28 protein-coding genes are annotated in these 25481 nt (G+C 64.2%); 18 read left to right on the forward strand and 10 right to left on the reverse strand.

The features are described 5' to 3' along the window. The first annotated feature begins 147 nt into the window (after window positions 1–147). On the forward strand, window positions 148–1245 hold the full coding sequence (gene aroC / locus GGQ67_RS21280; protein ID WP_183902131.1) for a chorismate synthase: 1098 nt from the start codon (window positions 148–150) through the stop codon (window positions 1243–1245). Window positions 1246–1255: 10 nt separating this feature from the next. Continuing rightward, a complete protein-coding gene (gene ribB / locus GGQ67_RS21285; protein WP_183902132.1) occupies window positions 1256–2356 on the forward strand; it encodes a 3,4-dihydroxy-2-butanone-4-phosphate synthase in 1101 nt (366 codons plus the stop codon). Between the two features lie 46 nt (window positions 2357–2402). Here the strand turns inward: ribB and GGQ67_RS25385 are convergent, their stop codons facing one another. Together GGQ67_RS25385 and GGQ67_RS21295 are read right to left on the reverse strand one after the other, a co-directional pair. Next, complete coding sequence (locus tag GGQ67_RS25385) at window positions 2403–2756, reverse strand: KTSC domain-containing protein (RefSeq protein WP_081620002.1); 354 nt, start codon at window positions 2754–2756, stop codon at window positions 2403–2405. Window positions 2757–2873: 117 nt separating this feature from the next. Beyond that, window positions 2874–4064, reverse strand: a complete 1191-nt coding sequence (locus tag GGQ67_RS21295; protein ID WP_183902133.1) for a winged helix-turn-helix domain-containing protein — start codon at window positions 4062–4064, stop codon at window positions 2874–2876. Between the two features lie 229 nt (window positions 4065–4293). Between GGQ67_RS21295 and GGQ67_RS21300 the strand changes: the two genes are divergently transcribed. From GGQ67_RS21300 to GGQ67_RS21310, 3 genes are read left to right on the forward strand one after another with little or no spacing between them, the layout of a single operon-like run. Continuing rightward, window positions 4294–4968: an ATP-binding cassette domain-containing protein gene (locus GGQ67_RS21300; RefSeq protein ID WP_183902134.1), complete on the forward strand. Its 675-nt coding sequence runs from the start codon at window positions 4294–4296 to the stop codon at window positions 4966–4968. Beyond that, window positions 4968–5576: an energy-coupling factor transporter transmembrane component T family protein gene (locus GGQ67_RS21305; RefSeq protein ID WP_183902135.1), complete on the forward strand. Its 609-nt coding sequence runs from the start codon at window positions 4968–4970 to the stop codon at window positions 5574–5576. Before GGQ67_RS21300 ends, GGQ67_RS21305 begins: the two co-directional genes overlap by 1 nt. 24 nt (window positions 5577–5600) lie before the next feature. Continuing rightward, the gene (locus GGQ67_RS21310) at window positions 5601–6164 is read left to right on the forward strand and encodes a biotin transporter BioY (RefSeq protein WP_183902136.1); all 564 of its coding nucleotides are present in this window, start codon (window positions 5601–5603) and stop codon (window positions 6162–6164) included. 20 nt (window positions 6165–6184) lie between these two features. On the opposite strand, the gene GGQ67_RS21315 is transcribed toward GGQ67_RS21310, so the two are convergent. Beyond that, window positions 6185–6586: an acyl-CoA thioesterase gene (locus tag GGQ67_RS21315; RefSeq protein WP_047507960.1), complete on the reverse strand. Its 402-nt coding sequence runs from the start codon at window positions 6584–6586 to the stop codon at window positions 6185–6187. 441 nt (window positions 6587–7027) lie between these two features. On the opposite strand from GGQ67_RS21315, the gene GGQ67_RS21320 reads away from it, so the two are divergent. Both GGQ67_RS21320 and GGQ67_RS21325 read left to right on the forward strand, forming a co-directional pair. Further along, window positions 7028–7963, forward strand: coding sequence for a histone deacetylase family protein (locus GGQ67_RS21320; RefSeq protein WP_183902137.1), 936 nt, complete (start codon window positions 7028–7030; stop codon window positions 7961–7963). Window positions 7964–7965: 2 nt separating this feature from the next. Beyond that, window positions 7966–8217: an exodeoxyribonuclease VII small subunit gene (locus GGQ67_RS21325; protein WP_183902138.1), complete on the forward strand. Its 252-nt coding sequence runs from the start codon at window positions 7966–7968 to the stop codon at window positions 8215–8217. 31 nt (window positions 8218–8248) lie between these two features. On the opposite strand, the gene GGQ67_RS21330 is transcribed toward GGQ67_RS21325, so the two are convergent. After that, entirely contained in the window at window positions 8249–8740 is a 492-nt protein-coding gene (locus GGQ67_RS21330) for a hypothetical protein (RefSeq protein WP_183902139.1), read from the reverse strand. A 4-nt stretch (window positions 8741–8744) separates the two neighbouring features. Next, window positions 8745–9833, reverse strand: a complete 1089-nt coding sequence (locus GGQ67_RS21335) for a hypothetical protein (protein WP_210279734.1) — start codon at window positions 9831–9833, stop codon at window positions 8745–8747. Here GGQ67_RS21335 and GGQ67_RS21340 point away from each other — a divergent pair. The 5 genes from GGQ67_RS21340 (at window position 9811) to dxs (ending at window position 14295) form a co-directional block, all read left to right on the forward strand. After that, entirely contained in the window at window positions 9811–10578 is a 768-nt protein-coding gene (locus GGQ67_RS21340) for an SDR family NAD(P)-dependent oxidoreductase (protein WP_183902141.1), read from the forward strand. The two genes, GGQ67_RS21335 and GGQ67_RS21340, sit on opposite strands and share 23 nt — an antisense overlap. Window positions 10579–10647: 69 nt before the next feature. Beyond that, window positions 10648–10959 carry a nucleotidyltransferase family protein gene (locus GGQ67_RS21345; RefSeq protein ID WP_183902142.1) on the forward strand — a complete coding sequence of 104 codons (312 nt, stop codon included), beginning with the start codon at window positions 10648–10650 and terminating at the stop codon, window positions 10957–10959. 16 nt (window positions 10960–10975) lie between these two features. After that, window positions 10976–11311, forward strand: coding sequence for a HepT-like ribonuclease domain-containing protein (locus GGQ67_RS21350; RefSeq protein ID WP_183902143.1), 336 nt, complete (start codon window positions 10976–10978; stop codon window positions 11309–11311). A gap of 11 nt (window positions 11312–11322) precedes the next feature. Beyond that, window positions 11323–12243 (forward strand): pirin family protein, encoded by a 921-nt coding sequence (locus GGQ67_RS21355; RefSeq protein ID WP_183902144.1) that lies wholly within the window; start codon window positions 11323–11325, stop codon window positions 12241–12243. A 135-nt stretch (window positions 12244–12378) separates the two neighbouring features. Continuing rightward, complete coding sequence (gene dxs / locus GGQ67_RS21360) at window positions 12379–14295, forward strand: 1-deoxy-D-xylulose-5-phosphate synthase (protein WP_183902145.1); 1917 nt, start codon at window positions 12379–12381, stop codon at window positions 14293–14295. Between the two features lie 279 nt (window positions 14296–14574). Here dxs and GGQ67_RS21365 read toward each other — a convergent pair whose 3' ends face one another. Continuing rightward, a complete protein-coding gene (locus tag GGQ67_RS21365; protein ID WP_183902146.1) occupies window positions 14575–15312 on the reverse strand; it encodes an SDR family oxidoreductase in 738 nt (245 codons plus the stop codon). Window positions 15313–15461: 149 nt separating this feature from the next. Here GGQ67_RS21365 and GGQ67_RS21370 point away from each other — a divergent pair, with 149 nt between their 5' ends. Then, window positions 15462–16349, forward strand: coding sequence for an AraC family transcriptional regulator (locus tag GGQ67_RS21370; RefSeq protein WP_246400258.1), 888 nt, complete (start codon window positions 15462–15464; stop codon window positions 16347–16349). On the opposite strand, the gene cax is transcribed toward GGQ67_RS21370, so the two are convergent. Next, window positions 16346–17422 carry a calcium/proton exchanger gene (cax, locus tag GGQ67_RS21375; protein WP_183902171.1) on the reverse strand — a complete coding sequence of 359 codons (1077 nt, stop codon included), beginning with the start codon at window positions 17420–17422 and terminating at the stop codon, window positions 16346–16348. The genes GGQ67_RS21370 and cax overlap by 4 nt on opposite strands. A 231-nt stretch (window positions 17423–17653) precedes the next feature. On the opposite strand from cax, the gene GGQ67_RS21380 reads away from it, so the two are divergent. Both GGQ67_RS21380 and GGQ67_RS21385 read left to right on the forward strand, forming a co-directional pair. Further along, complete coding sequence (locus GGQ67_RS21380; protein ID WP_183902148.1) at window positions 17654–17935, forward strand: hypothetical protein; 282 nt, start codon at window positions 17654–17656, stop codon at window positions 17933–17935. A 36-nt stretch (window positions 17936–17971) separates the two neighbouring features. Beyond that, the gene (locus GGQ67_RS21385) at window positions 17972–18400 is read left to right on the forward strand and encodes an ion channel (RefSeq protein ID WP_183902149.1); all 429 of its coding nucleotides are present in this window, start codon (window positions 17972–17974) and stop codon (window positions 18398–18400) included. A gap of 4 nt (window positions 18401–18404) precedes the next feature. Here GGQ67_RS21385 and GGQ67_RS21390 read toward each other — a convergent pair whose 3' ends face one another. Next, the gene (locus tag GGQ67_RS21390) at window positions 18405–19301 is read right to left on the reverse strand and encodes a DMT family transporter (protein ID WP_183902150.1); all 897 of its coding nucleotides are present in this window, start codon (window positions 19299–19301) and stop codon (window positions 18405–18407) included. A 171-nt stretch (window positions 19302–19472) separates the two neighbouring features. Here GGQ67_RS21390 and GGQ67_RS21395 point away from each other — a divergent pair, with 171 nt between their 5' ends. Beyond that, window positions 19473–20363: a LysR family transcriptional regulator gene (locus tag GGQ67_RS21395; protein ID WP_183902151.1), complete on the forward strand. Its 891-nt coding sequence runs from the start codon at window positions 19473–19475 to the stop codon at window positions 20361–20363. Between the two features lie 70 nt (window positions 20364–20433). On the opposite strand, the gene GGQ67_RS21400 is transcribed toward GGQ67_RS21395, so the two are convergent. Continuing rightward, a complete protein-coding gene (locus GGQ67_RS21400; RefSeq protein ID WP_183902152.1) occupies window positions 20434–22368 on the reverse strand; it encodes a methyl-accepting chemotaxis protein in 1935 nt (644 codons plus the stop codon). A 452-nt stretch (window positions 22369–22820) separates the two neighbouring features. Here GGQ67_RS21400 and GGQ67_RS21405 point away from each other — a divergent pair, with 452 nt between their 5' ends. Continuing rightward, window positions 22821–23567: a TlyA family RNA methyltransferase gene (locus GGQ67_RS21405; protein WP_183902153.1), complete on the forward strand. Its 747-nt coding sequence runs from the start codon at window positions 22821–22823 to the stop codon at window positions 23565–23567. After that, window positions 23564–24814 carry a class I SAM-dependent RNA methyltransferase gene (locus GGQ67_RS21410; RefSeq protein ID WP_183902154.1) on the forward strand — a complete coding sequence of 417 codons (1251 nt, stop codon included), beginning with the start codon at window positions 23564–23566 and terminating at the stop codon, window positions 24812–24814. The genes GGQ67_RS21405 and GGQ67_RS21410 overlap by 4 nt, the downstream gene beginning before the upstream one ends. A 26-nt stretch (window positions 24815–24840) precedes the next feature. Here the strand turns inward: GGQ67_RS21410 and GGQ67_RS21415 are convergent, their stop codons facing one another. Beyond that, the gene (locus tag GGQ67_RS21415; RefSeq protein ID WP_183902172.1) at window positions 24841–25413 is read right to left on the reverse strand and encodes a TetR/AcrR family transcriptional regulator; all 573 of its coding nucleotides are present in this window, start codon (window positions 25411–25413) and stop codon (window positions 24841–24843) included. Between the last annotated feature and the right edge of the window lie 68 nt (window positions 25414–25481).

Consider the following 25481-nt stretch of genomic DNA (forward strand, 5'->3'; position numbering starts at 1 on the left):
GCATGAGAGGAAACACCGTTTCCCGATCGAGACGGTTTGGCGCAAAGAAAGCCTTTTGCCCTCCCGCCTTTTGGCCTATGAGTGTCGCGCCTTTTTAAAGAATGGCGCGGCCAGGCGACGCCCGGCGGCGCGATCCGGTCGGAGCCTATGTCACACAATACATTCGGTCACCTCTTCCGCGTAACCACCTGGGGCGAAAGCCACGGTCCGGCGCTCGGCTGCGTCGTCGACGGCTGCCCTCCCGGCCTGCGCTTCACGCTCGCCGAGCTGCAGGTATGGCTCGACAAGCGCAAGCCCGGCCAGTCGCGCTTCGTGACGCAGCGCCGCGAGGACGACCTCGTCAAGGTTCTCTCGGGCGTTATGCTCGACGCCGACGGCGAGACGATGATCTCGACGGGTACGCCGATCTCGATGCTGATCGAGAACACCGACCAGCGCTCGAAGGATTACGGCGAGATCGCCCGCCAGTACCGGCCGGGCCATGCCGACTACACCTACGATCTCAAATACGGCATCCGCGACTATCGCGGCGGCGGGCGTTCTTCGGCGCGCGAGACGGCCGCGCGTGTTGCGGCCGGTGGCATCGCGCGGCTGGTCGTTCCCGGCGTTCGCGTGCGCGGCGCGCTGGTGCAGATCGGCAAGCACAAGATCAACCGCGACAACTGGGACTGGGACCAGGTCGACCAGAACCCGTTCTTCGCGCCGGATCCAGAGATCGTTCCCGTCTGGGAAGAGTATCTCGACGGCATCCGCAAGAAGGGCTCGTCGATCGGCGCCGTGGTCGAAGTCGTCGCCGACGGCGTTCCGGCCGGTCTCGGCGCGCCGATCTATTCGAAGCTCGACCAGGACATCGCCTCGCTTTTGATGTCGATCAACGCCGTCAAGGGCGTGGAGATCGGCAACGGCTTCGAGGCCGCCGAGATCACCGGTGAAGAAAACGCCGACGAAATGCGCATGGGCAATGACGGCCAGCCGATCTTCCTGTCCAATCACGCCGGGGGTATCCTCGGCGGCATCTCGACGGGGCAGCCTGTCATCGCGCGTTTCGCGATCAAGCCGACCTCGTCGATCCTGACGGAACGCCAGTCGATCGACGCCGATGGGAAGAATGTCGATATCCGCACCAAGGGTCGCCACGACCCCTGCGTCGGCATTCGCGCCGTGCCGATCGGCGAGGCGATGATCGCCTGCGCCATCGCCGACCACTATCTCCGTGACCGCGGCCAGACCGGCCGGCTGAAATAGGACGCTTGCCATGGCTTATGATCAGAAGCGCGTCGTAGACGCTATCCGGGCCTTCGAGGCCGGTGAGATCGTTGTCGTCGTCGATGACGACGGCCGCGAGAACGAGGGCGATCTCATCGTCGCCGCCGTTCACTGTACGCCGGAAAAGATGGCCTTCATCGTGCGCCACACCTCCGGCATCGTCTGCACGCCGATGCCGAAGGAAGAGGCCAAGCGCCTCGGCCTCAACGCCATGGTCGCGGAAAACGATAGCGCGCATACGACGGCCTTCACCGTCACCGTCGACTTCAAGCACGGCACGACAACGGGCATTTCCGCCGACGACCGCACACTGACGGTGCGCAACCTCGCAAACCCGAATGTCGGCGCCTCCGACTTCGTGCGCCCCGGCCACATCTTCCCTCTGGTCGCCCGCGAGGGTGGCGTGCTGATGCGCTCCGGCCATACGGAGGCCGCCGTCGATCTCTGCAAGCTCGCCGGCCTGCCGCCGATCGGCGTGATCTGCGAGCTGGTCAACGACACCGGCAGCGTCATGCGCGGCCCGCAGGTCTCGAGCTTCGCCGACGAGCACGGCCTGAAGCTGGTCTCCGTCGCCGACCTCATCGCCTACCGCCAGCGCAAGGAAACGCTGATCCAGCTGCAGGCGAGCTTCGATGTCGAAACGCCGTTCGGCAAGGCCAAGGCGCACAGCTATTCGCTGCCCTGGGACCCGATGCAGCATCTCGCCGTGGTCTTCGGCGATATTCGCGACGGCGTCGACATTCCGGTGCGCCTGCACACCGAAAGCGTCGTGGACGACCTGTTCGGCAAGCGCTCCGTCGATCACTACATGAAGAAGATCGCCGAGAAGGGTCGCGGCGTCATCGTCTATCTGCGCGAGGGTTCGGTCGGCGTCGGCCATCAGGACAATGGCCGCAAGGCTCTCGGCCAAGGCCGCGAAGCCCATGCGGAAGCGCAGAACCGTGAAAGCGAATGGCTGGAAATCGGTCTTGGCGCGCAGATCCTGAAGGATCTCGGCGTCAGCTCGATCAAGCTCCTGACCCGCAGCGAGCGCCACTATGTCGGCCTCGAAGGCTTCGGCATCAAGATCGCCGAAACGGAGATCGGCTAAGACCGATGATCAGCCGGCGGGCAAGGCTCGCCGGTTTGAACCGTCGTCAGGCGGCGATGCGCTTGAAGCGTGTCCTGACGTTCTGCATGTAATATTTGCCCGGCGATTCAGACGTCACCATGGCGATGACATGGGCCTCGGCCACGCCTTCGAACATGCGCTCCTCGCCATTGTTCAGGCAAACCCGCAATCTGCCGTCTTCCTGGCTGAAATAGACCGCATCGATCAGGGCCGACTTGACGGTGACGGGCTTCATCCGCGCACGCTGTTCGCTCAACGAAACAATCGAACCGGTCGCCGCGGCGCGGGCGTCGCGACGGTTACGCATCAGTGCTCTGACCCTGCGGGCGAGGCTGTTCCATGCCGTCCATGCGGCGTATCTGATCGCTCGTGTTTTCATGCTGTAATCGTAGGCGAACGGTCCTTAAGAAGTTCGCGAAGAAGCATGGTAAACCCCCGTCAAGATTAACAGGCGGTAATCATCTAAAATCCGAACTATCTCAACGATGACAATCGGTTAGCCGCGCCAACCATCCAGCATCTCGACCCGCTCGACGCCGGCGAAACGGGCGACGCGATCAAGCTCGGCGGCAAGCTTTTCGAGGCGGCCGGCGGAGGGTTTTACGCCCGGTTCCAGCCACAGACGCCTGACGTCGAGCGAGCCCTTCCTGCGATCCGCCTTCATGTCGATGCGACCGATCAGGCGATCGCCTTCCAGCAGCGGAAAGACGTAGTAACCGTACTCCCGCTTCGGCTCGGGCACGAAGATCTCGATGCGATAGAAGAAGCCGAAGAGGCGTTCGGTGCGGTTGCGGTCGCGGATCATTGGATCGAAGGGGCTCAGCACGCGGATGCGCGGTGGCGCCGCGGGATAGTCGTCGAGCGTATCGAGGAAATCCGAAAACGCCCAGGAGGGGCGCGGTTTGCCGCCCAATGCCGGCTCGATCAGGATCTCGGTCAGTTCATCGCGATGGGCGGTGACCCAGCCCTTGGCTTCATCCGGCGAGACCAGCGCCCAGAAGGCAGCGATCTCGCCATGGGTGGCAAATCCCAGCCTCGTCAACGCGCTGCGGCAAGCCCAGTCCACGAATTCCTCGCGGCTAACCTCCGGCTCATGGAACTCGGCCGGGATGACGCGCTCGACCAGATCGTAGACCTTCTGGAAATTCGAGCGGCCTGAAATGGCGAACTTGCCGGTGCGCCAGAAATATTCGAGCGCCGTCTTGTTGGGATGCCAGTTCCACCAGCCGCCGGAGACGTGACCATCGGCCTTGATCTCGCGGGCCATGATGGCGCCGTCGCGGCTCACCCGCTCGTAGGTCTCGTCGAAAGCGTCCTCGAAGCCCTCGCCGCGCCATTTGCGCCAGCGATCCACCAGCACTTCCTCCTCCCGCCGGAACTTGTGCTTCCAGTAGCGGAAGAAGCTGCTCGGCAGGATGGAAGCGTCGTGCGTCCAGTGCTCGAACAGCGCGCCATCCTTTTCGAGCAGCGTGGTCAGGTGCTCGCGCCTGTAGGTCTGGTTGCGCGAGAAGAGGATCTGGTGATGGGCGCGCTCCACCCACTGGATGCTGTCGATCTGCACGAAGCCGAGATCGTGGATCAGCTGCAGCAGGCCGGATTTGGTGAGCACGCGGTTGGGCGGCGCGCTCAGGCCCTGCTTGGCCAGAAAGATGCGGCGGGCGTCGGCATTGGAGATCAGGTTCGTCATGACAGCGATCATAATCCGGAAAATGTTCCTGAAGCGCGTTGCGCTACAGGTCCCTGTTTTGCCGCATGCCGTTATCGCAAAACCGCTTCACACTTTTGCGCGACATGCCCTGGCCACCCGAATATGGCGGGTTCGGGCGAGGATGCAATGGGGTCAGGTCGCGTCGCGTTTTGATCTTCCCTCCGGCGGGATTCGTTTATAGAACGGCGCTTCATCTCGGGGGGACGCAGTGAATATCCGTTTCGAAAGCGCCGGCGTCAGCTACGGGTCGCGGACAGCGCTGCAGCCGCTGACGCTGGAGCTCAATGAACAGCGCATCGCCATCATCGGGCTGAACGGCTCCGGCAAGACGACCTTCGCGCGCCTGATCAACGGCCTGACCAAGCCGACGTCAGGCCGCGTCATCGTCAACGGGCGCGACACTTCGGATGACAAGGCGGCACGTGGCGATGTCGGCTTCATCTTCCAGTCGCCGCAGAACCAGATCATCCTGCCCGTCGTACGCGACGACATCGCCTTCGGGCTGAAGAGCCGCGGGCTTTCGAAGGCTAAAATCGAGGCGAAGGTGGCCGAAGTGCTCGACCGCTTCAATGCCGGGCATCTGGCCGAGCGGCGCGCGCACGAGCTTTCCGGCGGGGAACTGCAGATGGCGGCCCTGTGTTCGGTTCTCGCCACCGGTCCCGATATCCTCATTCTCGACGAGCCGACCAACCAGCTCGACTTGCGCAACCGCGGCCTCGTCAAGGGGCTGATCGAGAGCCTGCACGAAAGCGCCATCGTCATCACCCACGATCTGGAGCTCATCGCCGATTATCCGCGCGTGCTCGTGTTTCACGAGGGGCAGCTGGCGGCCGATGCGCCGGCGGCAGAGGCGATCGCCCGCTACCGGGAGCTCGCGGCCTGATGCAATCGCTTTACGTCGAGGGCAATAGCCGGCTGCACCTGATATCGGCGCGGGTGAAGCTCATCGTGCTTGCCGCTCTCGGTGTCGCGCTCTTTACCACCGCCAATATCGCGCTGCTGGCCATCGCCGTCGCGGCCACCGGCGTCGTCTATTTCGGCATCGGCATGCCGGTTCGCTCCGCGCTCGGCCGGTTGAAGCCGATCCTGCTCACCATCGTCATCGTCGCCGTCTTCAGCCTCGCCTTCAATCCCTGGCACGGCGCGGTGGTGGCGCTGCTAAGGCTGACGGCGCTGATGCTGTTTGCCGCGAGCGTCACGGCGACCACGACGATCGCCGCCTTCATGGACGAGATCACGCTGGCCGCCCGGCCGCTCGAGCGGCTCGGGCTGGTGCGCGCCGACGATGTCGGGCTTGCCGTCGGGCTGGTCGTGCGCTTCGTCCCTGAAATCATCGGCCGCTACCACGCGATCGCCGAGGCGCACCGCGCGCGCGGGCTGAAGGTGCGGCCATCAACGGTGCTGGTGCCGCTGATCATCCTGACGCTGAAGGATGCCGATAACATCGCGGCCGCGATTGACGCGCGCGGCATTCGGCGGCATGTGAATTAGAATATGTTGAACCACGGAGCCATCATGAGCACCCGAGACCTCGTTCTTTCCGCCCTGTTTGCCGCCATCATCGTGGCGCTCGGCATCCTGCCGCCGATCACGCTCGGCTTCATTCCGGTGCCGATCACGGCGCAATCGCTCGGCGTCATGATGGCCGGCGTGGTGCTCGGCGCCCGGCGCGGCACCGTGGCGGTGCTGATCGTGCTGGTGCTGGTCGCCATCGGCCTGCCTGTTCTCTCGGGCGGGCGCGGCGGGCTGGCGGCTTTCGCGGCTCCCACCACCGGCTTCCTGATCGGCTGGGTCTTCGCCGCCTTCACGACGGGCTATCTCAGCGAGCGGCTGGTGAAGCACGGCCAGGCGGCCGGCATGCAGCTGACCGGCTTCTTCTTTTCGGCCATGATGGGCGGGATCGTCGTGCTTTATGCATTCGGCATCGTCTATCTCGCCTTTGCCGCGCAGATCGGCCTCACGGCGGCGTTTACCGGCTCGATGGCCTTCATTCCCGGCGATGTGATCAAGGCCTTCGTGGCGGCGCTGGTCGGCCGCGCGGTCATGGCCGGCTATCCGCTGCTGCCGGTCAAAAGCTAAGGCAAGAGCCAAGCCAGAAGCTAGTTCATGAAACCGTAGAGCCAGTCCCGCGTCACCTCGGGCAGCGGGACCGGCGCCTTGTCCTCGCGGGTCTGCGCCTGCCAGACGATCTCGACCTCGGCGGCGCGCTCGTCGCCCGTGTCGACCGCGATGATGAAGCCGACGGAGCGCACGCCGATCTTGTCGACGGCGGTGGTGAACAGCACCATTTCGTCATAACGCAAAGGACGATGCAGGATGCAGGTGATCTTGCTCGCCACATAGAGCGGCTCGTCCGCCAACTCAGGGCGCTCGGACCAGAATTTCGCCAGCGCGGATTCGGCATAGGAGATGTAGGAGCCAAGGAACATCTGGCCGTTCATGTCCACATCGCGGAACGGCACGTGGATCTGCACGATATTGGAGCGCATCGCGGCGTTCATCGTTTCCCCCTGCTCTTACCCCTGCTCTTACTCTTGCCAGCCAAGAATAACGTCGCGCTAATATTATGTAAATGAAGGCGAAAGGCGTATGACAACGCGCGATTGTTGAAATCATCGCGCCCTGTCCCATCTGCTGTGGAACATCACGAGGCAGGCAGATAGAGTGATTTAGAGCCTTTCCTGGTTAGCTTGAAGCATTCTGCCGGAGCAGGTTTTCGTCAGGGCAAAGGCGATTGGCGAAGGGCATACCCCGGGTACGGTCGAGCCGATCGCCTTTGATCCTGGCGGAAAGATGCCCGGCCCTTCGGGTTGGCTGAAACGGGCCGCCTGATCGTCCGGCCGGCTTGGCCGTATGCTTGGGCTACGACGCGCGCCGGCCGGACGACCATTCGACTCCGTTTGAGCCAACAGAATGCTTCAATCTAACCAGGAAAGGCTCTTATGAGCACCCGCCTTTACGAACATCCGATCTTTCTTGAACACATCACGCCCGAGGGACACCCCGAGCGATCCGACCGGCTGCGGGCGCTGAACGTGGCGCTGGGGCATCCGCATTTCGACCGGCTGGACCGCCAGCAGGCGCCGCAGGCCTCCGAGGACGCCGTGCTTCTGGCGCATCCGGAAGAGCATCTCTTCGCCGTGATGCGGCAGGTGCCGGAGGAAGACGGCGAGATCAACCAGCTCGAGGCCGACACCTATGCCAGCCCCAAAAGCCTGCAGGCGGCGCTGACGGGGATCGGCGGCGCGATGGCGGCCGTCGACGACGTCTTTACCGGCAACGCGGACAATGTTTTCGTCGCCTCGCGGCCACCCGGCCACCACGCCGAGAAATCCAAGGCGATGGGATTCTGCTTCTTCAACAACGCCGCCATCGCCGCCCGCCACGCCCAGCGCCGGCATGGGGCCGAGCGCGTGGCGATCGTCGATTGGGACGTGCACCACGGCAACGGCACGCAGGACATCTTCTGGGACGATCCGTCGGTGCTGTTCTGCTCGACGCACCAGATGCCGCTCTATCCCGGCAGCGGCGCCAAGACGGAGACCGGCGCGCACGACACGATCGTCAACGCGCCATTGTCGCCCAATGTCGGCAGCGAGCATTTCCGCGAGGCGTTCAAATCCCGCGTGCTGCCGGCGCTCATCGATTTCCGCCCCGACCTCATCATCATCTCGGCCGGCTTCGACGCGCATCACCGCGACCCGCTGGCGCAGATCAACCTTGTCGGCGAGGACTTCGACTGGGCGACCGGACGGCTGCTCGAAGTGGCCGACAAAAGTGCCGGCAACCGGGTCGTCAGCCTGCTGGAAGGCGGCTATGATCTCGAGGGCCTGGCCGAATCGGCCGGGCTGCACGTTTTGAGAATGATGAAGGGTTGAGTATGACCGACAACGCCAAGCCCGATGTATCGGGCCTCTCCTTCGAAAAGGCGGTCGCCGAACTCGAAAGCATCGTCGCGCGGCTGGAACGCGGCGACGTGGCGCTGGACGAATCCATCGAGATCTACGAGCGTGGCGAAGCGCTGAAGAAGCATTGCGAGACGCTGCTGTCGGCCGCGGAAAACCGCATCGAGAAGATCAGGCTCGACCGCGCCGGCAAGCCGCAGGGCGTGGAGCCTTTGGACGGGGCTTGATCGGCGCGCCCCGCCCGGTTGCGAACCGGCCTCAATTGTCGAGGCTGATCATCACGTAGGCTTCGCCGCCTCTCCTGTCGTGCTGGAAGACAAAGCGCTTTCCCTTGATCGTCGCGACGAAAGGCTTTCCGGATTTGCCACCTTGCGGCACATCCGCGCCGGAGCTTGCGATGACACGAAGAAACTGCGCATAGAGCGTCGGGTCGGAACGATTTTCGCTCGTGACCGCGCATTCCTTTTTGGGTTTGACCTGAACGGACATGGAGCCGTCTTCGGTCATGCCGCCGAACTGCTGATCTGCATCCTTCACGCCATAGCGTTTCGCCTTTGCGGCGGCGGTGGCGAATGTCGGCGCCGATGCAAGGCAGACATCCTTGAAAGCGGCGATTGCTATGTCGTTGCCCTTGCTGCTCTTTGACGCGGCCGACGCGGTTTGCGGCACGATCAGGCAAGCTGCGAGAGCCAGTGCGACACCGAACCGTGCGGGGCGGCGGGAAATGCGGTCCGTGGAGATCATCTTCATAGGTTTACTTTGCCTCGGGCTTCGGTGTTAGGGCCGACAACAGCAGGACGTAATCGGCCGTGAATTTCGTGTAGGTGATGCGTGGATAGATTTCCGGAACGTTCAGGCGGATGGCATCCTTGAATGTCTGCGGCGCCTCCGAGCCTGCCAGGCGCGCCCGCGCGCTGGTAAAGAATCCACCGCTGCTGATCTGAACGATATCAATGACGCCGGCATCGACGATCTGGCCCTTGCCGATGGTGATCGTATTGTCGCCAAACAGCGTGGTCGGCTCTTTTCCTTGAGCCCCGAACAGTCCGCCATTCCCCGTCCCCATGGATGCGGTGCTGTTGCCGTTCTCACAGGTGATCATGGTCACGGCATAACGGCCGGGTTCGATGGGGCGGAAGGAGGTGCGGATATCGCGCACGCCATTCTCCTTGATCAGCGCCGGCACGTTCAGCGTCAGCATTTGCGCGGTCGTCTTGGCAAGCTTCTTAACGATCGCATCGGCACCATAAATGCCGCTGGGTTGGCCGATTTCGGTAAACGGCCCCGAACGGATCTTGCCATCGACGACTTCCTGGAGGCGAACGGTGCCGTGCAGGCAATAGCTGCCATTGAGCGAGACGCGCACGACGGCAGCGGCGCCCTTTTCCGCAACCATGGCGTCCGCCTGCCTGGCGGCATCCTTGCCGTCGGCGCCCATTTTGGTTGAGTTTGGATTGGTGGCGCAGGAGGCCAGGGTGGCGACGGTCGCCAGAAGCGCGGCGCTTTTCGCCAGGCCTCGGATTGGTCCACTTTTATTATATTGCATGTAATAATGGCTTTCAGGTTCGAATGCGCCCCTTGGTTGCATCAATCCCGGAATGAGACAAGAGCATACCAACGCCATCGAGCGGCGAAGTTCCCGTGCGGTAAAACCGCCATTAATGGCGACCTCCAGATTGTAATTTTCGCCTAGCGTCGCCTCTGACATGTTCAGGCCGGGTCGCCCGTTACCCGGGCGTCCGCTTTCGCTCGTTATCCCCCTTGGCCAGCGGTCGAATGGCGGTCTATCATCCCCGAAACACCAGAGGGGACGAGACGGCATGACGGACAGGTTGAAGGGCAAGATCGCGATTATCTCGGGCGGGGCGACCGGCATGGGCGGGGCAGCGTCGAAGCTGTTTGCCGCCGAGGGCGCGAAGGTGGCGATCATCGATCGCAATGGCGAGGCGGCGGCCGAGACCGTGAACGACATCCGGGCAGCCGGCGGCGAGGCCGATTTCTGGACGGCGGATGTTTCCGACGAGACCGCGGTGAACGCGGCGGTCGCGGACATCGAGGCACGCCATGGCGCCGTCACCGTGCTCTTCAACCATGCCGGCACGATCGTCATCAAGCCGTTCCTCGAGACGACGCTCGAGGAATGGGACTGGCTGCATGCCGTCAATGTGCGCTCGATGTTCCTGATGACCAAGGCGGTGCTGCCGAAGATGATCGTGGCCGGCGGCGGATCGATCGTCTGCACCTCGTCGATCTCGGCGGTGGCGGCGACGCCGATGGAGGTGCTCTACGACACGACCAAGGGCGCCGTGCACATGTTCGCGCGCGCGATCGCCGTCGAGTTCCGCGACCGCAACATCCGCTGCAACGCGGTCTGCCCCGGCTTCATCCGCACGCCGCACGGCCTGCGCGAAGTGGCCGACCTGCAAAAACTCGGCGTCGACGTCTCGGACGCGGCGATCGCCGCGCAGCAGGGGCGGATCGGAGAGCCGGAGGACGTGGCGCGCGCAGCCCTTTATCTGGCCAGCGATGAATCGAGCTTCGTGAACGGCGCGCATCTGTTCGTGGACAACGGGTTTACGGCGATGTGATCGATAGGGCGACTTGGCCGATCGGGGCGGCGTCTCGACCAAGTCGCAGAGGTCGATTATATTGGCAGCATGGACAAGGATCAGGTCATAGCGATCATTCGCAAGCATGAGACCGAACTACGGGCAGCAGGCGCGGAGCATGTCTCGCTGTTCGGTTCGGTAGCGCGCGGCGAAGCGACAGCGGAGTCTGACCTGGATGTCCTTGTCAAATTCTCAGAGCCCGTGATCCAGTCCGGCTTTGGTTATTTCAGCGCGCTAGAAAATCTGCGTCTGCTGATCAGCAGAATCACCGGCGCGCCTAGCGTCGATATAGTCGCGGAACCCGTGGGCAAGGAACGATTTAAGCGCAACGTGGAACGGGACCGCGCCGTTGCCTACTAAGCGCCCTCTCATCCGCATGCGCGATATCGTCGAGAACGGCCAAGCCATTCTGAGATACTCGCACGGTATGGATTTTGGAGACTATGTTCGCAACAACCTGGTAAAGGATGCTTGCGAACGGTGCTTTTCACGGCTTTCGGAAGCAGCAGTAAAGCTTGGTCCGCTTGCTGAAGAGCTATTCCCCTCACACAATTGGAACGGCATCCGGAATTTCGGCAACATCCTGCGCCATGACTATCCTGATGTACTGGACGATGTGCTTTGGGCCGCTATCAGCCAGCATCTTCCGCGATTGCTTGCCGAGCTCGAAACATTCCTGGCGAAGTATCCTGAAGATCAGGAAACGCTTTAGAAAGGCCCCCCATGTCCTTCTTCCCCGGCAAAGACCCCCTCCCCGGCGATGCCTTTGCCTGCGACGCCATCGAGAACCTGATCATCCCCCGTACCAGCGATATCGGCGGGTTTCAGGTCAGGAGGGCGCTGCCGACCAGGCAGCGGCGGCTGGTGGGGCCTTTCATCTTCTTCGACCGGATGGGGCCGGCGATATTGAAGCCGGACGAGGCGCTTGATGTGAAGCCGCATCCGCATATCGGGCTGTCGACCGTGACCTATCTGTTCGACGGCGAGATCCGGCATCTCGATAGCCTTGGCACCGAGAAGGTGATCCGGCCAGGCGATATCAACCTGATGACGGCGGGGCGCGGCATCGTGCATTCGGAGCGCACGCCCGACAATCTGCGCGGCCATCCGCTTTTGATGTCCGGGCTGCAGACGTGGCTGGCGCTGCCCGACGACAAGGAGGAGATCGATCCCTCCTTCGCGCATACGGAAAAGAGCCAAATGCCCGTGATCGACGAGCGCGGCGTGCGCGGGCGCGTCGTCATCGGCGCGTTCGAGGGCATGACGTCGCCGGTGAGCGTGTTTTCCGACACGCTCTACGCCGATATCAATCTCGATGCCGGCGCGAAGTTCCCGTTTTCCGCCGCGCATGAGGAGCGCGCGATCTATGTTTTGTCGGGCGAGGTGGTGATTTCGGGCGACCGATTCGCGGCCGACCAGCTGCTGGTTTTCCGTCCGGGTGACGCGATCACGCTCGAGGGCGGTGCCCAGGGCTGTCATCTCATGCTGTTCGGCGGGGCGGCGCTGAACTCGAAGCGCTACATCTGGTGGAACTTCGTTTCCTCGTCGAAAGAGCGGATCGAAAAGGCCAAGGAGGAGTGGCGCAGCGGGCGTTTCGACATCGTTCCGGGGGATGAAGAGGAATTCGTCCCTTTGCCGGAGTAGCGTTCTCCTCTAGAAAGGTGGCTTGCGGTTCTTGAAATCGACTTCTTTCACCGCAACTTATGGCCTAAAGGCTATGTGCCCCAAAACGCCTGGAAAAGACGACAAGAACAAGAACGACAAGAAAGAGTGCCTCCCGTGACACAACCGCCGAAGACGCCGCTGCTGGATAAGGTCACCTATCCGGCCGACCTCCGAAAGCTGGAGGATCGCGACCTGCCGCAGCTTGCGCGCGAGGTGCGCGACGAGATGATCGACGCGGTGTCGAAGACCGGCGGGCATCTGGGCGCCGGCCTCGGTGTGGTCGAACTGACGATCGCCATCCACAATGTCTTCAACACGCCCGACGACCGGCTGATCTTCGATGTCGGGCACCAGTGTTATCCGCACAAGATCCTGACCGGCCGTCGCGACCGCATTCGCACGCTGCGCCAGGAAGGCGGGCTCTCGGGCTTTACCCGCCGGGCCGAAAGCGAATACGACCCGTTTGGCGCCGCGCACTCCTCGACCTCGATCTCGGCCGGCCTCGGCATGGCCGTCGCCTCCGATCTTTCCGGCGCCAAGCGCAACGTCATCGCCGTGATCGGCGACGGCGCGATGTCGGCCGGCATGGCCTATGAGGCGCTGAACAATGCCGGCGCGCTCGATGCGCGGCTGATCGTCATCCTCAACGACAACGACATGTCGATCGCGCCGCCGACGGGCGCCATGAGCGCCTATCTGGCGCGTCTGGCCTCGGGCCGCACCTATATGGGCATGCGCGAAGTCGGCAAGAAGCTGACCAGCTATCTCGGCAAGTCGGTCGATCGCGCCATCACCCGCGCCGTCGAGCATGCGCGCGGCTACGTGACCGGCGGCACCATGTTCGAGGAGATGGGCTTCTACCATATCGGACCGATCGACGGTCATTCCTTCGAGCACCTGCTGCCGGTGCTGCGCAACGTGCGCGACAACGCGCATGGGCCGGTGCTGATCCATGTGGTCACGCAGAAGGGCAAGGGCTACGCGCCGGCGGAGGCCGCCGCCGACAAATATCACGGCGTCAACAAGTTCGATGTCATCACCGGCGCGCAGGCGAAGGTGAAGCCGAACGCGCCGAGCTACACCGCCGTGTTCGCCGAAGCGCTGGTGCAGGAGGCCGAGTTCGACGACAAGATCGTCGGCATCACCGCCGCCATGCCGAGTGGCACCGGGCTCGACAAGCTGGCCGATGCGTTTCCGTCGCGCTGTTTCGATGTCGGCATCGCCGAACAGCATGCCGTGACCTTCGCCGCCGGGCTTGCCGCCGAGGGCTACAAGCCGTTCACAGCACTTTATTCGACCTTCCTGCAGCGCGCCTTCGACCAGGTGGTGCACGACGTGGCGATCCAGGGCCTGCCGGTGCGCTTCCCGATCGACCGCGCCGGCTTCGTCGGCGCCGATGGGCCGACGCATGCGGGCTCCTTCGACACGACCTTCCTGGCGACGTTGCCTGGCTTCGTCGTCATGGCCGCGGCCGACGAGGCGGAACTGAAGCATATGGTGCGCACCGCCGCCGCCTATGACGCCGGCCCGATCTCCTTCCGCTATCCACGCGGCGAAGGCGTGGGCGTCGAGATGCCGGTTCGCGGCGAAATCCTGCAGATCGGCAAGGGCCGGATCGTCAAGGAAGGCACCAAGGTGGCGCTGCTCTCCTTCGGCACGCGCCTGGCGGACTGCATGCTCGCCGCCGAAGACCTCGATGCCGCGGGCCTTTCGACCACGGTTGCCGACGCTCGCTTCGCCAAGCCGCTCGACCATGACCTGATCCGCCAGCTGGCGCGTCACCACGAGATGCTGATCACTGTCGAAGAAGGCGCGGTCGGCGGTTTCGGCAGCCATGTGCTGCAGTTCCTTTCGACCGAGGGGCTGCTCGACAACGGGCTGAAGGTGCGCTCGCTCGTGATGCCCGATCTCTGGGTTGAGCAGGCCAAGCCCGAGGTGATGAACGCGCAGGCCGGGCTGGACCGGGCCGGGATCGTCGGCACCGTGTTCAGGGCACTTGGCCGGCCGGCGGCTGTCGGGTTTGCTGGGTAAGCGGGTTGGGTGATGGATTGGGTGAACGCTCGGCCTTTGCGGGTTGCTCAGTAAGCTAACTCAGAGCAAGAATGCCCCCCTCTGCCCTGCCGGGCATCTCCCCCCACAGGTGGGGGAGATTGAACCGCGGCTTGCTCCCAGCCAAACAATGAGCGTAGAGCGAGCGGGTGCGCCCAGCCAATCTCCCCCCTTGTGGGGGAGATGCCCGGCAGGGCAGAGGGGGTGCCACAATCTCAAACGACCGCGCGTCTAGCCTACCCCCACCCCAAACCTCCCCCCTCACAACCCCGCATTGGCCGTCGGGCGCACGACGATGTCGTTGACGTCCACGTCGGCGGGTTGGTCGATGGCGTAGAGGATGGCGCGGGCGATGGCGTCGGGTTTCAGCGCGACGGCGCGGTAGGCGACCATGGCTTCGGCGGCGAAGGGTTCGGTTATGGTGTCGGCGAGTTCGGATTCGACCACGCCGGGATAGACGCAGGTGACGCGCAGGATCTTGTTTTCCTGCCTCAGGCCATCCGAGATCGCCCGCACCGCATACTTCGTCGCGCAATAGACCGCCGCTGTCGGCGAGACGGCGAGGCCGCCGACGGAGGAGACGTTGATGATCTGGCCGGATTGCTGGGCGTTCATAGCGGGCAGCACGGCCGCGATGCCATAGAGCACGCCCTTGATGTTGACGTCGATCATCCGGTCCCACTCCTCGACCTTCAGCGAGGACATCAGCGACAGCGGCATGACGCCGGCATTGTTGACGAGGACGTCGACGCGGCCGAACTCCGCGATAGCGGCATCAACGAAGGCCTGCATATCATTGCGGTCTGTGACATCGAGTGCTCTCGAGATGACGACGCCGCCCGCGGCGCGGATTTCCTCGCTCAAAGCGTCCAAGCGGTCGGTTCGGCGCGCGCCGATGACCAGCTTTGCGCCGGCGAGGCCGAGTTCGCGGGCCGTGGCGGCGCCGATGCCGCTGCTGGCGCCAGTGATCAGCACTACCTTGTTGTTCATATCGGTCATGTCTTGCTCCTCAAGCGATCTGTTGACCGGCACAGGATCGCGCCGACGGGACCTGTCGCGGTAGACGGCTTTTCCGGAATTCTTGCACGATCCTCCGAAACGGGATGATAACCCTTGGCAAAGCGCGCGAGACGTCCGATGCTGGCGCCATGGAAACAATTGCCGATCTCGTCGCCCTGATCGACCGCCATGCAGCGGTGGATGGAAACTTCGACACCGTGCTGCCGCGCGTCGGCGTTATACGATCCTCGGCGACCACCGAGCCGCTGCATACGCTCTACAAGCCCTCCTGCTGCATCGTGGCGCAGGGGCGCAAGCGGGCAACGATCGGCGATACCAGCTATATCTACGATGCCGCGCATTATCTTGTGGTCGGCGTGGACCTGCCCGTCATCGGCGCGGTGATAGAGGCGAGCCCTGACGCGCCCTACCTCTGCCTAAGGCTGGAGTTCGACCGCACGCTTCTGAACGAGATGATCGCGGGGCAACCTACGCGCGACGAGAACCCGGCGGCCGCGCGGGTGAGCGAGACGACACCGCGGCTGGTCGACGCGGCGGCGCGGCTGCTTGGTCTTCTCGATGCGCCCGAGGATGCGCCGGTTCTGGCGCCGCTGGTCGAGCGGGAGATTTTGCATCGGCTGATATCGGGACCGCAGGGCGGACTGATCCGGCAGATCGCCAGCGGCGAGAGCCGGCTGAACCAGATCGGCCGGGCGGTGGATTATGTCTGCCGCAATTTCGGAAGCCCGTTCGCGATCGAGGAACTGGCCGATATCGCCGGCATGAGTTCGTCATCCTTCTACGTGCATTTCCGCGCGGCGATGGCGATGAGCCCGCTTCAGTTTCGCACCCAGATCCGCCTGCAGGAGGCGCGGCGGCTGATGATCGTCGAGGGCATGACGGCGGCCGAGGCAGGGTTTCGCGTCGGATATGACAGTCCCTCGCAGTTCAACCGCGACTATGTCCGCGTGCACAAGGAAACGCCGAAGCGGGATGTGGCGCGGATGCGCACGTCTGCGAACTTTGCCGGCTTCTAGGAAGCGGCCGGCGGCAGCAGGAACAGGGTCAGGCCGAATATGGCGTAGACGGCGAGTGCCAGAACGCCGACATACCAGGCGCCGCGCCCGCCGTTGGACAACAGCGCCGCCGCCAGCATGGCAAGGAACATCATGGCCACCGCGCCCGGCCAGAACTGCAGCGACATGGGCTCGGGGCCGATCACGTAGCTGAGGATCACGAGGACGGGCGCAACGAAGAGCGCTATCTGCGAGGCGCTTCCGAGCGCGATGCTGACGCTGAGATCGAGCCGGTTGGCGCGGGCGGCCGAGAAGGCCGCGGTCATTTCCGCCGCGGCGCCAACGAGCGCCACGACGATGAAGCCGACGAAGGCCGGCGTCATGCCCATCTTCTCGGCGGCGGCCTGCACCGAGCCGACGAAGACCTCGCTGATCAGCGCGACGAAGAGCGTCACCACGACCAGGATGATGATGCTGGTCGACATCCCCCAGCCGCCATGGTGCTCCTCGGCCTCGCCGACGCTGGCGAAGAGTTCGCGGTGGGTCTTCAGCGAAAACAGCATGCCCATGGCGTAGACCGCGATCAGGATCACGGCGAGGCCGAGGCTCAGCGCCTGGACCATCTCCGCCCCCTGGTCCGCCCGGCTGACCAGCGAGGGCACGAACAGAGCGACGGTGGCGAGAAAGAGCAGCGACGCCTGGAAGCGGGCGCTGACGCGGTTGAACTCCTGCAGGTGATGCTTGAGGCCGCCGAGCAGGAAGGAGCCGCCGAGCATGAACAGCGTGTTGGTGACGATGGCGCCGGCGATCGAGGCCTTGACCAGCAGATACTGTCCCGCCTGCAGGGCAGCGAGGGATATGACGAGTTCGGTGAGGTTTCCAAGCGTCGCGTTCAACAGGCCGCCGACGGCGTCACCCGTTCGGGCGGAGACGGCTTCGGTCGCCCGGCTGAGCAGGGCCGCGAGCGGGATGATGGCGAGGACCGAGAGGATGAAGAGCAACGTGTGCGCATCGGGTGCCGCGATATCCGTCAGGATCACGACGGGCACGAAGACGAGAAGCGCCAGAAGCGGCGCGGCGCGAAGCTCGGCCATCGCCGTCGCGACCAGCCCCGAGGGCCCATGTTTGCGCTGAACGTCCTGCACGGCGGGCTCCATCCGGATTTTCGCGCGGTCGAGCATAGGAGCTTGGCGGCCGGCCTGCATTGCGCGCGATCAAGGCGCCGCGAAGATTGCCGCGTTTCGCCGGCAAGATTGATCCTGCGCAATGCGGAACGCCTGCTGGATGCTAGGTTGGCCCGGATGAAAGCGAGGGGTGTGGTCTGAATGAAGTCAGGAGCGGCGAGCGGAGCGCGGTACGACATCGTGCCGGGCCGCCATGGCCTTGTCGATGTCATCGACCGGACGACGGGCCTGCCTGCCGAGGCCGGGGTGACGGCGATCCTGCTCGAGCAACGCGAGGCAAGGGAGCTCGTGCGCTGGCTCGTCCATCGCGCGCATATAGAGGGCGGCGGATGTGCCGAGCGGCCGGAATGCGTCCATCATGACGTGCCGTCTCGCCACCTGATGCACAGCCTGAAAGCGGCGGCGCTCGCCGGGCAATATTGACCCACGTCTTCTGCCAATCTCTCCCGGGGAGGTCCAGTGCCTGTCAATTTTCTCCTCGCCACCGCCCTGATCGCGGCCACCGTCGCCATACAGGCCGTTTTCATGGAAATCGGGCTTCGTTTCATCCGGCGCGCGGAGCCAGGGTATCTCGGCCGCCATGCCACGATCGCGACCGTCGTCTGGATCAGCTATCTGCTCATCCCGATCAGTCTCGATATCTACCTGTGGGCGCTACTCTACTACCTGATCGGGGCGCTGCCGTCGCTTGACGACGCCATCTACTTCTCCACCGCCACCTTCACGACCGTCGGATATGGCGATGTCGTGCTCGGCAAGGAGTGGCGGCAGATTTCGGTGTTCGAGGCCGTCAACGGCTGGATCATCTTCGGCTGGGCGACGGCGCTGATCATGGCGGTCATCCAGCGCCTGTATTTCCGCGCGGACGGGAAGGCGAACGACGTGTGAGGTATCAGCCCCGCGAGGTCATGAAGACGCCGACCAGCGTGACGCCGAGACCGACGAACATCGCAAGCGTCAGCGGCTCGGAAAACAGCGCCCAGGCCCACAGCATGGTGACCGGCGGGCTGAGATAGATGGCGGCGCTGACCTTGGCGACCGGGAAGAGCCGAAGGCTGGTGTAATAGACCGAATAGGCGGCGAAGGTCGCGATCAACACCAGCCAGACCATGCCGATGGCGAAGTTTTGGGTCATCGGCGGCGCGATGTCGCCCTGCATCAGGGCGCAGATACCGAAGAGCACCGAGCCGGTCAGCGTGTGGATGCAGAGGCTCTGATGCACCGGCATGTGGCCGACGCGGCGGCGCTTGTGGAGCACCGAGGCGAGCGCGAAGATCAGCATCGAGCCGACGGTCAATCCGTAAGCCCAGAGCGGTGCCGAGCCGAAGCTGAGGCTGTCGAGCGACACGATCAGCACGCCCGCGACGGCGATCGCCGTGCCCAGCCACTGGCGGCCGCTCAGGCGTTCGCCCAGCACCGGCTGCGACAGGGTGGCGATGGCGAGCGGCAGCAAATCCGAGATCAGCGCCACGAGGCCCGTCGGTACCCGCTGCTCGATCGCCAGGGCGAAACCGCCGAGATAGAGGAAGACCGACATGACGCCGAACCACATCTGCCCGGCCACCGCCTTCCATTGCATGCGCGGGCCGATGGTCAGGGCGAAGGGGAGCAGGATCAGGCCCGACAGCAGCGTGCGCCAGAACAGCACCAGCACGACGCTCGCCTCCTCGCTGGCATAGCGGATACCGACGAAACCGGAGCTCCAGCCGATGATCAGCAACGTGGCCATCAGCGGCCACAGGAAGCGGCGTTGCTGCGCTGTCGTGGCGGTCAGTGCCTGGTCCGTCATCGTGATCCCTGTCGTGCGTGTGCCATCGAGGCAATAAGCCATCGCCGACGGCCAGGCACATGACAAATTTCGATCACCGCATGACTTTCAAGCGATATGGGTCATGAATGTTTGCAAATATTGGCGCGGCGTTGCATCCTCTTCGGCAGGCAACGAGAAGAGCAAGACGCGATGAACGACCTGAACAACCGGCGACTGGAGATCGACGCGCTGCGCGCCATCTGGGCGATCCGCCATCACGGCGGCATCACGCGGGCGGCGGAAGCGCTTGGCCTGTCGCAATCGGCCGTCAGCCACAAGATCAAGCGGCTGGAAACAAGCCTTGGCTGCGAACTGTTGAACCGCAAGGCGGGCGCCACCGCCTTTACCACCGAGGGCGAGGAACTGCTGGACTATGCCGGCCGCATTCTTGGACTGCATGACGAGGCGCTGCTCAGCCTGTCGAAGACGACGCTTGCCGGGCGGATCGCTCTTGGGCTGACGGAGGACACGACCTGCTCGGCGCTCGCCCATATTCTCGGCCGCTTCCGTCGCCTGCATCCCGATGTTTCCGTGCGCACGCAGGTGCGCATGAGCCTGGTCTTGAGGGCGATGCTCGAGCAGGGCGAACTCGATGCGGCGATCGTGCAGGTGTTCGCCCACGAGGTGCGCCCGACCGACGTCGTCCTGTTTCGCGAAACGCTGCACTGGGTGAAGCATCCGGGCCTGCTCTTGCCGCAAAGCACGTCCGTGCCGTTCCTCTCCTTCCACGACGATTGCTTCTACCGCCACTGGGCGCTCGATATCGGGCAGGATGGCGGGATCATGCTGGAGACGGTGTTCGAATGCGCGAGTGCCGCCGGCATCGTCGCGGCCGTCGGCGCGGGCATGGGGGTAGCGCTGCTCAACGAACGGCATCTGCGGCCCGAGATGCAGATTATCACCGACCGTTTCCCCGATCCGCCCGGTCTCGTCTATGTGGTGCGGCGGGGCCGCAAGGTGCGCAACGCCGCACTCGACACGCTGGTGGCGGAGATCGAAAGCGAGATCAGCCGGTACGGCGGACTGGCGCTGGCGAGCTGAGGCTCTGAACGCGAAAGGGGCCGCGCGATGCGCAGCCCCTTCCCTTTCCTATCGATAATCAGGCGTTCGATCAGAACTCCGACCATTCTTCCTTGACCGCCGCGGCACTTGCACCGCCACCACCGAAGGCGCGGGCAACGCTGCGCTTCAGCGCATTGGCCGGCGAAGCGACCGGGCGAGAGGCCGGGGTTGCCGTTGCCGCGCGCGGCGCGGCGCGGTCGTTGCCGAGGTTGAACTGGCGCAGCAGATCGTCCAGCGCCGTGGCCTCCTGGGCAAGCGAGTGGCTGGCGGCCGTCTGCTCCTCGACCATGGCGGCGTTCTGCTGGGTGCCCTGGTCCATGTTGTTGACGGCGGTGTTGATCTCCTGCAGGCCGATCGACTGTTCGCGCGTGGCGGTGACGATGGCGCCGACGTGGCGGTTGATCTCCTGCACGGCGCCGACGATCTCCGACAGTGCCTTGCCGGTTTCGCCGACCAGCGAGACGCCGGCGTTGACCTGCGTGCCCGAGGTGTTGATCAGCGCCTTGATTTCCTTGGCGGCATTGGCGGAGCGCTGGGCGAGCTCGCGCACTTCCTGGGCGACGACCGCGAAGCCCTTGCCGGCTTCACCGGCACGCGCTGCCTCGACGCCGGCGTTGAGCGCAAGCAGGTTGGTCTGGAAGGCGATGTCGTCGATGACGCCGATGATGTTGGAGATCTCGCCCGAGGACTTCTCGATCTCCTGCATGGCGGTGACGGCCTTGCGGACGACCTCGCCGGAGCGCTCGGCGCCGAGACGGGTGCGCTCGACGAGCTGGCCGACATCCTCGGCGCGCTTGGCGCTGTCACGAACCGTCGTGGTGACCTCTTCGAGTGCCGCAGCCGTTTCCTCGACGGCGGCGGCCTGCTGCTCGGTGCGGCGGGCCAGATCGTCGGCGGCGGTGCGGATCTCGCCGGCGCCGGCATTGATGGCGGACGCGTTGTGGCCGACGGACTGCAAGGCTGCCTGCAGCTTCTCGACGGCATGGTTGAAGTCATCGCGCAGGCGGTCGAACTGAGCCGCGAACGGGGTGGTGATGCGGATCGCGACATTGCCGTTGGCAAGGCCGGAGAGGCCATCGGCGAGGTTGTCGATGGCGAAGCGCAAGTCGCTTTCCTCGCGTGCCTTCTGCTCGTCGCCCAGCTGGCGCTGGCGCTCGGCATCTCCACGCATGCGGTCGGTTTCGCCGGCCAGACGCAGCTTCTCGATCGCCGCGTTCTTGAACACCAGCACCGACTGCGCCATGCGGCCGACTTCGTCCTGGCGATCGAGCGCCGGGACATCGGTATCGTTCTGGCCACCGGCCAGGCGGCCCATGGCCGAGGTCATGCCGACGATCGGGCGCACGATGCTGCGCGACAGCATCCAGGCAAGCACGACGGCGGCAAGCGCTGCGAAAATGCCGCCGAGGAGGAGCGTCATGTTGAGCGTTGCGGTGGCGTCGGCCTTGATCGCGGAGAGCGCGGCGGATTCGTCGCGCGCGGCCTGCTTGATCTTGGCCGAGGCCTGGCGGAAGCCGTCGAGCTGACCCTTGGTTTCGTTGACGCCGATCTTGACGATCTGGTCGATCGGCATGTCGGTTTCCTTGCGCGCCTTGGCCTGCGGCACCGCGAGCTGGTTGAAGTAGAGGTCGGCGGCCTTCTGCATGCCGTCGATCTGGGCCACGAACTCGGCCTTGCCGGCAGCCGTCTGCTTGGCGGCGGCGATCGCGTTCAGCATGCGGTCGCGGTTGGCATAGAGATCGCCATAGGTGCTGTCGCTCTTGAAGAGCAGGAAGCCGCGCAGGTTGACGGCCTGCTCAAGCATGGCCTGCAGCGCGTCGTCGATCTGGTTGACCAGATGTTCCGACCGCTTTTCCTCGATGGCAGCATCCGTCACGGCGCCGGCCTTCGAGTAGACGAAGGCGGACACGGACACGAAAATGAGAATGAGAGCCGCGAAGGTCGCGGCGAGCTTACCGTTCAGGGACATGTTTCCAGCAAACATAAGTCGGTCTTTCCTGGGCGTCTGGCGCCATGGCAAATCGGGCACGCGTCAGCGCGTGCGGGGAACATCAACGATGTGAAACATGATCGACGGTGAGATTTTTTGCCTTCATGGCGAACGCGGCTTTCGGCCGCTGCAATCGACGGTGACCCTAATCACGGAAAATTTAAAATTGTTTAAGTCGGCGCGGCAACTGGTCGCAGTTTTTAGCTACAGCTACTGAATTCTCGGGGATTCCACCCGTTTTACGCTCTCAGGACACACGCAATCATGGCGCAGGTTGTAGGTCTCATTTCGCTTGTCTAGAGACCTCTAATCTTCCGCTGACCTCCATGGCGAGGCGACGGGCGGGCCGGCGCGACCGGTCCCGGATACGGCGCGGGACGGGTGCTGCGGCGGCGCCGGCCAACAAAAGGCTTGCAACGCGCCGCTTTGCCCGGCATGGACAGGCCATGTCCGATCAAAATACACAACGTATCGACCAGCTGCTCGTCAGCCTGGGTCTTTTCGCCAGTCGCTCGCGCGCCCGCGACGCGGTCAGCCGCGGCACCGTCAAGGTCGATGGCAAGGTGGTCACCAAGGCCGGCGCCGTCTTCGGCGAGGATGTCTCGATCGAGATCGACGACCCCGCGCAGGACTACGTCTCGCGCGCGGCGCTGAAGCTTGCGGCGGCGCTCGATCACTTCAAGCTCGATCCGACCGGCCATCACTGTCTCGATGTCGGCGCGTCCACCGGCGGCTTTACCGAAGTGCTGCTCGAGCGCGGCGCCGCGCACGTCACCGCGATCGACGTCGGCCACGGCCAGATGCATCCGCGGCTCGCAGAAAACCCCGACGTGACCAATATCGAAGGGCTGAACGCGCGCAATCTGGAGGCCGAGGATATCGGCCATCCCCTCACCTTCATCGTCTCCGACGTTTCCTTCATCACGCTGAAGCTGGCGCTGGCGCCGGCGCTCGATCTGGCTGAACCGGGTGCGACCGCCGTGCTGCTGGTCAAGCCGCAGTTCGAGGCCGGCCGCGAGGCGATCGGCAAGGGCGGCATGCTGAAGGACCCGTCGACCGCGCCCGCCGTCGCCGCCGAACTGGAGCGCTGGTTCGTCGAGGACATGGGCTGGAGCAGCCTCGGGCTCATCCCCTCGCCGATCTCGGGCGGCGACGGAAACCAGGAATATCTACTCGCAGGAACCAAGCCGTGAGCACAGAAACAGTCACCATCCAGAAGCTCGGCGCCCAGGGCGACGGCATCGCCAACGGCACTGATGGACCCGTCTACGTGCCCTTCACGCTGCCGGGCGAAACGGTCGCCATCGCGCGCATCAAGAGCCAAGGCACGGTGATGTCGATCACCACGCCCTCGCCGGACCGGCAGGAACCGCACTGTCGGCACTTCGGACCCGATGGCGTCAACGGCACCTGCGGCGGCTGCACGCTGCAGCACGCGGGCGATGCGCTCTATCGCGGTTTCAAGCGGCAGCTGGTGATCGATGCGCTGAAATCCAAAGGTCTTACACCCGAGGTCGGCGAACTCGTCGTCGCCCATCCCGGCGAGCGCCGGCGCGTGACGTTCGCGGCGCGCAAGACCGAAAAAGAGATGTTGATTGGCTTCAACCAGGCCGAAAGCCACCACCTCGTCAATATCGAGGAATGTCCCATCTCGTCGGCAAGCCTCATCGCCCGACTGCCGGCGATCAAGGCGATCGGTGCGGCACTTGCCGTCAATGCCGAGGCGTTCCGTATCACCGTGCTCGAAACGGCGACCGGCCTCGACATCGCCGCCGACGGCCTCAAGACGCTTTCGGACCAGCAGCGGCGCAAGGCGACCGAGACCGTGCTTTCGATGCGCGGGATCGCGCGCGTGTCGGTCAACGGCGAGATCCTGATCGAGCCGGTGAAGCCGATGCTCGATTTCGGCGGCGTCAACGTTTCGCCGCCGGCCGGAAGCTTCACGCAGGCGACCAAGCCGGCGGAAGAAGCGATGGCGGAGCTGGTGCTTGCCCATGTCGGCAAAGCCAAGCGCGTCGCCGACCTTTTCGCCGGCACGGGCACCTTCTCGCTCAGGCTGGCGCGGATCGGCCGGGTGCATGCGGTGGAGAGCGAAGACAAGCCGCTCGCGGCGCTCGACCACGCCGCGCGCAATACGCAGGGGATCAAGCCCGTCAGCGTCGAGCGCCGCGACCTGTTTCGCCGGCCGCTGATGACCTCGGAACTGAAGGTCTACGATGCCGTCGTCTTCGACCCGCCGCGCGCCGGCGCCGAGTTCCAGTGCAAGGAGCTTGCCCGCTCCACCGTCAAGAAGATCGCCGCCGTCAGCTGCAACCCGCTGACGCTTGCGCGCGACCTCGCGATTCTCGTCGAGGGCGGCTACCGCATCACCTCGGTGACGCCGATCGACCAGTTCCTGTGGACCTCGCATGTCGAGGTGGTGGCGACGCTGGAGAAGTAATCCGGCGTCTCGCGACCGGATAGAAATCAGCCTTCGGTCCGCAACAGGCCGCCGGCGAGATGCTTGAAGGCATCGACGACCTTTTCCAGCACCGCATGCGGATCATCGGCCGCGGCGATCCAGAGGGCCGCGTTGAGCGCCGCGCCGTTGATCAACCGCGCGGCCGCCTCGGCATCCACGGGCTTGACGATGCCGTCAGCAATCAGCGCCGCGATCGTCTGCGTGGAGGTGCGCAGGCACGCGGTCTGGTTCGGCCATTGCGAGGGATCGCCAAGCACAGCGGGGCCATCGAGCAGCATGATCCGCTGGATCTCGGGCTCGAGCGCCATCTCGATATAGGCGATGCCTTCGTTGAGAAAGCCCTCCCATGGCGTCCTGCCCCTGGCCTGCGCGGCACGCTGGCGCACCAGCATCTCGGCGTCGATCTGGTCGATGACGGCTTGCAGCAGACCCTTCTTGTCACCGAAATTGTGATAAAGCGCGCCGCGCGTCAGGCCCGCTTCGGCGGTGAAATCATCCATTGACGAGGCAGCGTAACCCTTTGTGGCGAAAGCCTTTCGGCCGGCCTCGATGAGCTTTGCCCGGGTTTCCTCCACCATCTGCGCCCGCGTTCTTGCCGTCACCGTTGCCTCCATAAATCAACATACGCGGCGTATGCATATTGACA

The organism is Rhizobium metallidurans (genome assembly GCF_014196505.1).
Taxonomy (GTDB): Bacteria; Pseudomonadota; Alphaproteobacteria; order Rhizobiales; family Rhizobiaceae; genus Rhizobium; species Rhizobium metallidurans.

Excerpts from the sequence above, each read along its gene's own strand:
- GGQ67_RS21315 (WP_047507960.1), bottom strand. The coding sequence starts at position 6,586 with ATGAACGCCGCGATGCGCTCCAATATCGTGCAGATCCACGTGCCGTTC.
- GGQ67_RS21390 (WP_183902150.1), bottom strand. The coding sequence starts at position 19,301 with ATGACGGACCAGGCACTGACCGCCACGACAGCGCAGCAACGCCGCTTC.
- GGQ67_RS21330 (WP_183902139.1), bottom strand. The coding sequence starts at position 8,740 with ATGAAGATGATCTCCACGGACCGCATTTCCCGCCGCCCCGCACGGTTC.
- GGQ67_RS21305 (WP_183902135.1), top strand. The coding sequence starts at position 4,968 with ATGCAATCGCTTTACGTCGAGGGCAATAGCCGGCTGCACCTGATATCG.
- GGQ67_RS21405 (WP_183902153.1), top strand. The coding sequence starts at position 22,821 with ATGTCCGATCAAAATACACAACGTATCGACCAGCTGCTCGTCAGCCTG.
- GGQ67_RS21310 (WP_183902136.1), top strand. The coding sequence starts at position 5,601 with ATGAGCACCCGAGACCTCGTTCTTTCCGCCCTGTTTGCCGCCATCATC.
- GGQ67_RS21400 (WP_183902152.1), bottom strand. The coding sequence starts at position 22,368 with ATGTTTGCTGGAAACATGTCCCTGAACGGTAAGCTCGCCGCGACCTTC.
- ribB (WP_183902132.1), top strand. The coding sequence starts at position 1,256 with ATGGCTTATGATCAGAAGCGCGTCGTAGACGCTATCCGGGCCTTCGAG.
- GGQ67_RS21325 (WP_183902138.1), top strand. The coding sequence starts at position 7,966 with ATGACCGACAACGCCAAGCCCGATGTATCGGGCCTCTCCTTCGAAAAG.
- GGQ67_RS21355 (WP_183902144.1), top strand. The coding sequence starts at position 11,323 with ATGTCCTTCTTCCCCGGCAAAGACCCCCTCCCCGGCGATGCCTTTGCC.
- GGQ67_RS25385 (WP_081620002.1), bottom strand. The coding sequence starts at position 2,756 with ATGAAAACACGAGCGATCAGATACGCCGCATGGACGGCATGGAACAGC.
- GGQ67_RS21395 (WP_183902151.1), top strand. The coding sequence starts at position 19,473 with ATGAACGACCTGAACAACCGGCGACTGGAGATCGACGCGCTGCGCGCC.
- GGQ67_RS21380 (WP_183902148.1), top strand. The coding sequence starts at position 17,654 with ATGAAGTCAGGAGCGGCGAGCGGAGCGCGGTACGACATCGTGCCGGGC.
- GGQ67_RS21345 (WP_183902142.1), top strand. The coding sequence starts at position 10,648 with ATGGACAAGGATCAGGTCATAGCGATCATTCGCAAGCATGAGACCGAA.
- GGQ67_RS21415 (WP_183902172.1), bottom strand. The coding sequence starts at position 25,413 with ATGGTGGAGGAAACCCGGGCAAAGCTCATCGAGGCCGGCCGAAAGGCT.
- cax (WP_183902171.1), bottom strand. The coding sequence starts at position 17,422 with ATGGCCGAGCTTCGCGCCGCGCCGCTTCTGGCGCTTCTCGTCTTCGTG.
- GGQ67_RS21370 (WP_246400258.1), top strand. The coding sequence starts at position 15,462 with ATGGAAACAATTGCCGATCTCGTCGCCCTGATCGACCGCCATGCAGCG.
- GGQ67_RS21365 (WP_183902146.1), bottom strand. The coding sequence starts at position 15,312 with ATGACCGATATGAACAACAAGGTAGTGCTGATCACTGGCGCCAGCAGC.
- GGQ67_RS21350 (WP_183902143.1), top strand. The coding sequence starts at position 10,976 with ATGCGCGATATCGTCGAGAACGGCCAAGCCATTCTGAGATACTCGCAC.
- GGQ67_RS21295 (WP_183902133.1), bottom strand. The coding sequence starts at position 4,064 with ATGACGAACCTGATCTCCAATGCCGACGCCCGCCGCATCTTTCTGGCC.
- GGQ67_RS21320 (WP_183902137.1), top strand. The coding sequence starts at position 7,028 with ATGAGCACCCGCCTTTACGAACATCCGATCTTTCTTGAACACATCACG.
- aroC (WP_183902131.1), top strand. The coding sequence starts at position 148 with ATGTCACACAATACATTCGGTCACCTCTTCCGCGTAACCACCTGGGGC.
- GGQ67_RS21340 (WP_183902141.1), top strand. The coding sequence starts at position 9,811 with ATGACGGACAGGTTGAAGGGCAAGATCGCGATTATCTCGGGCGGGGCG.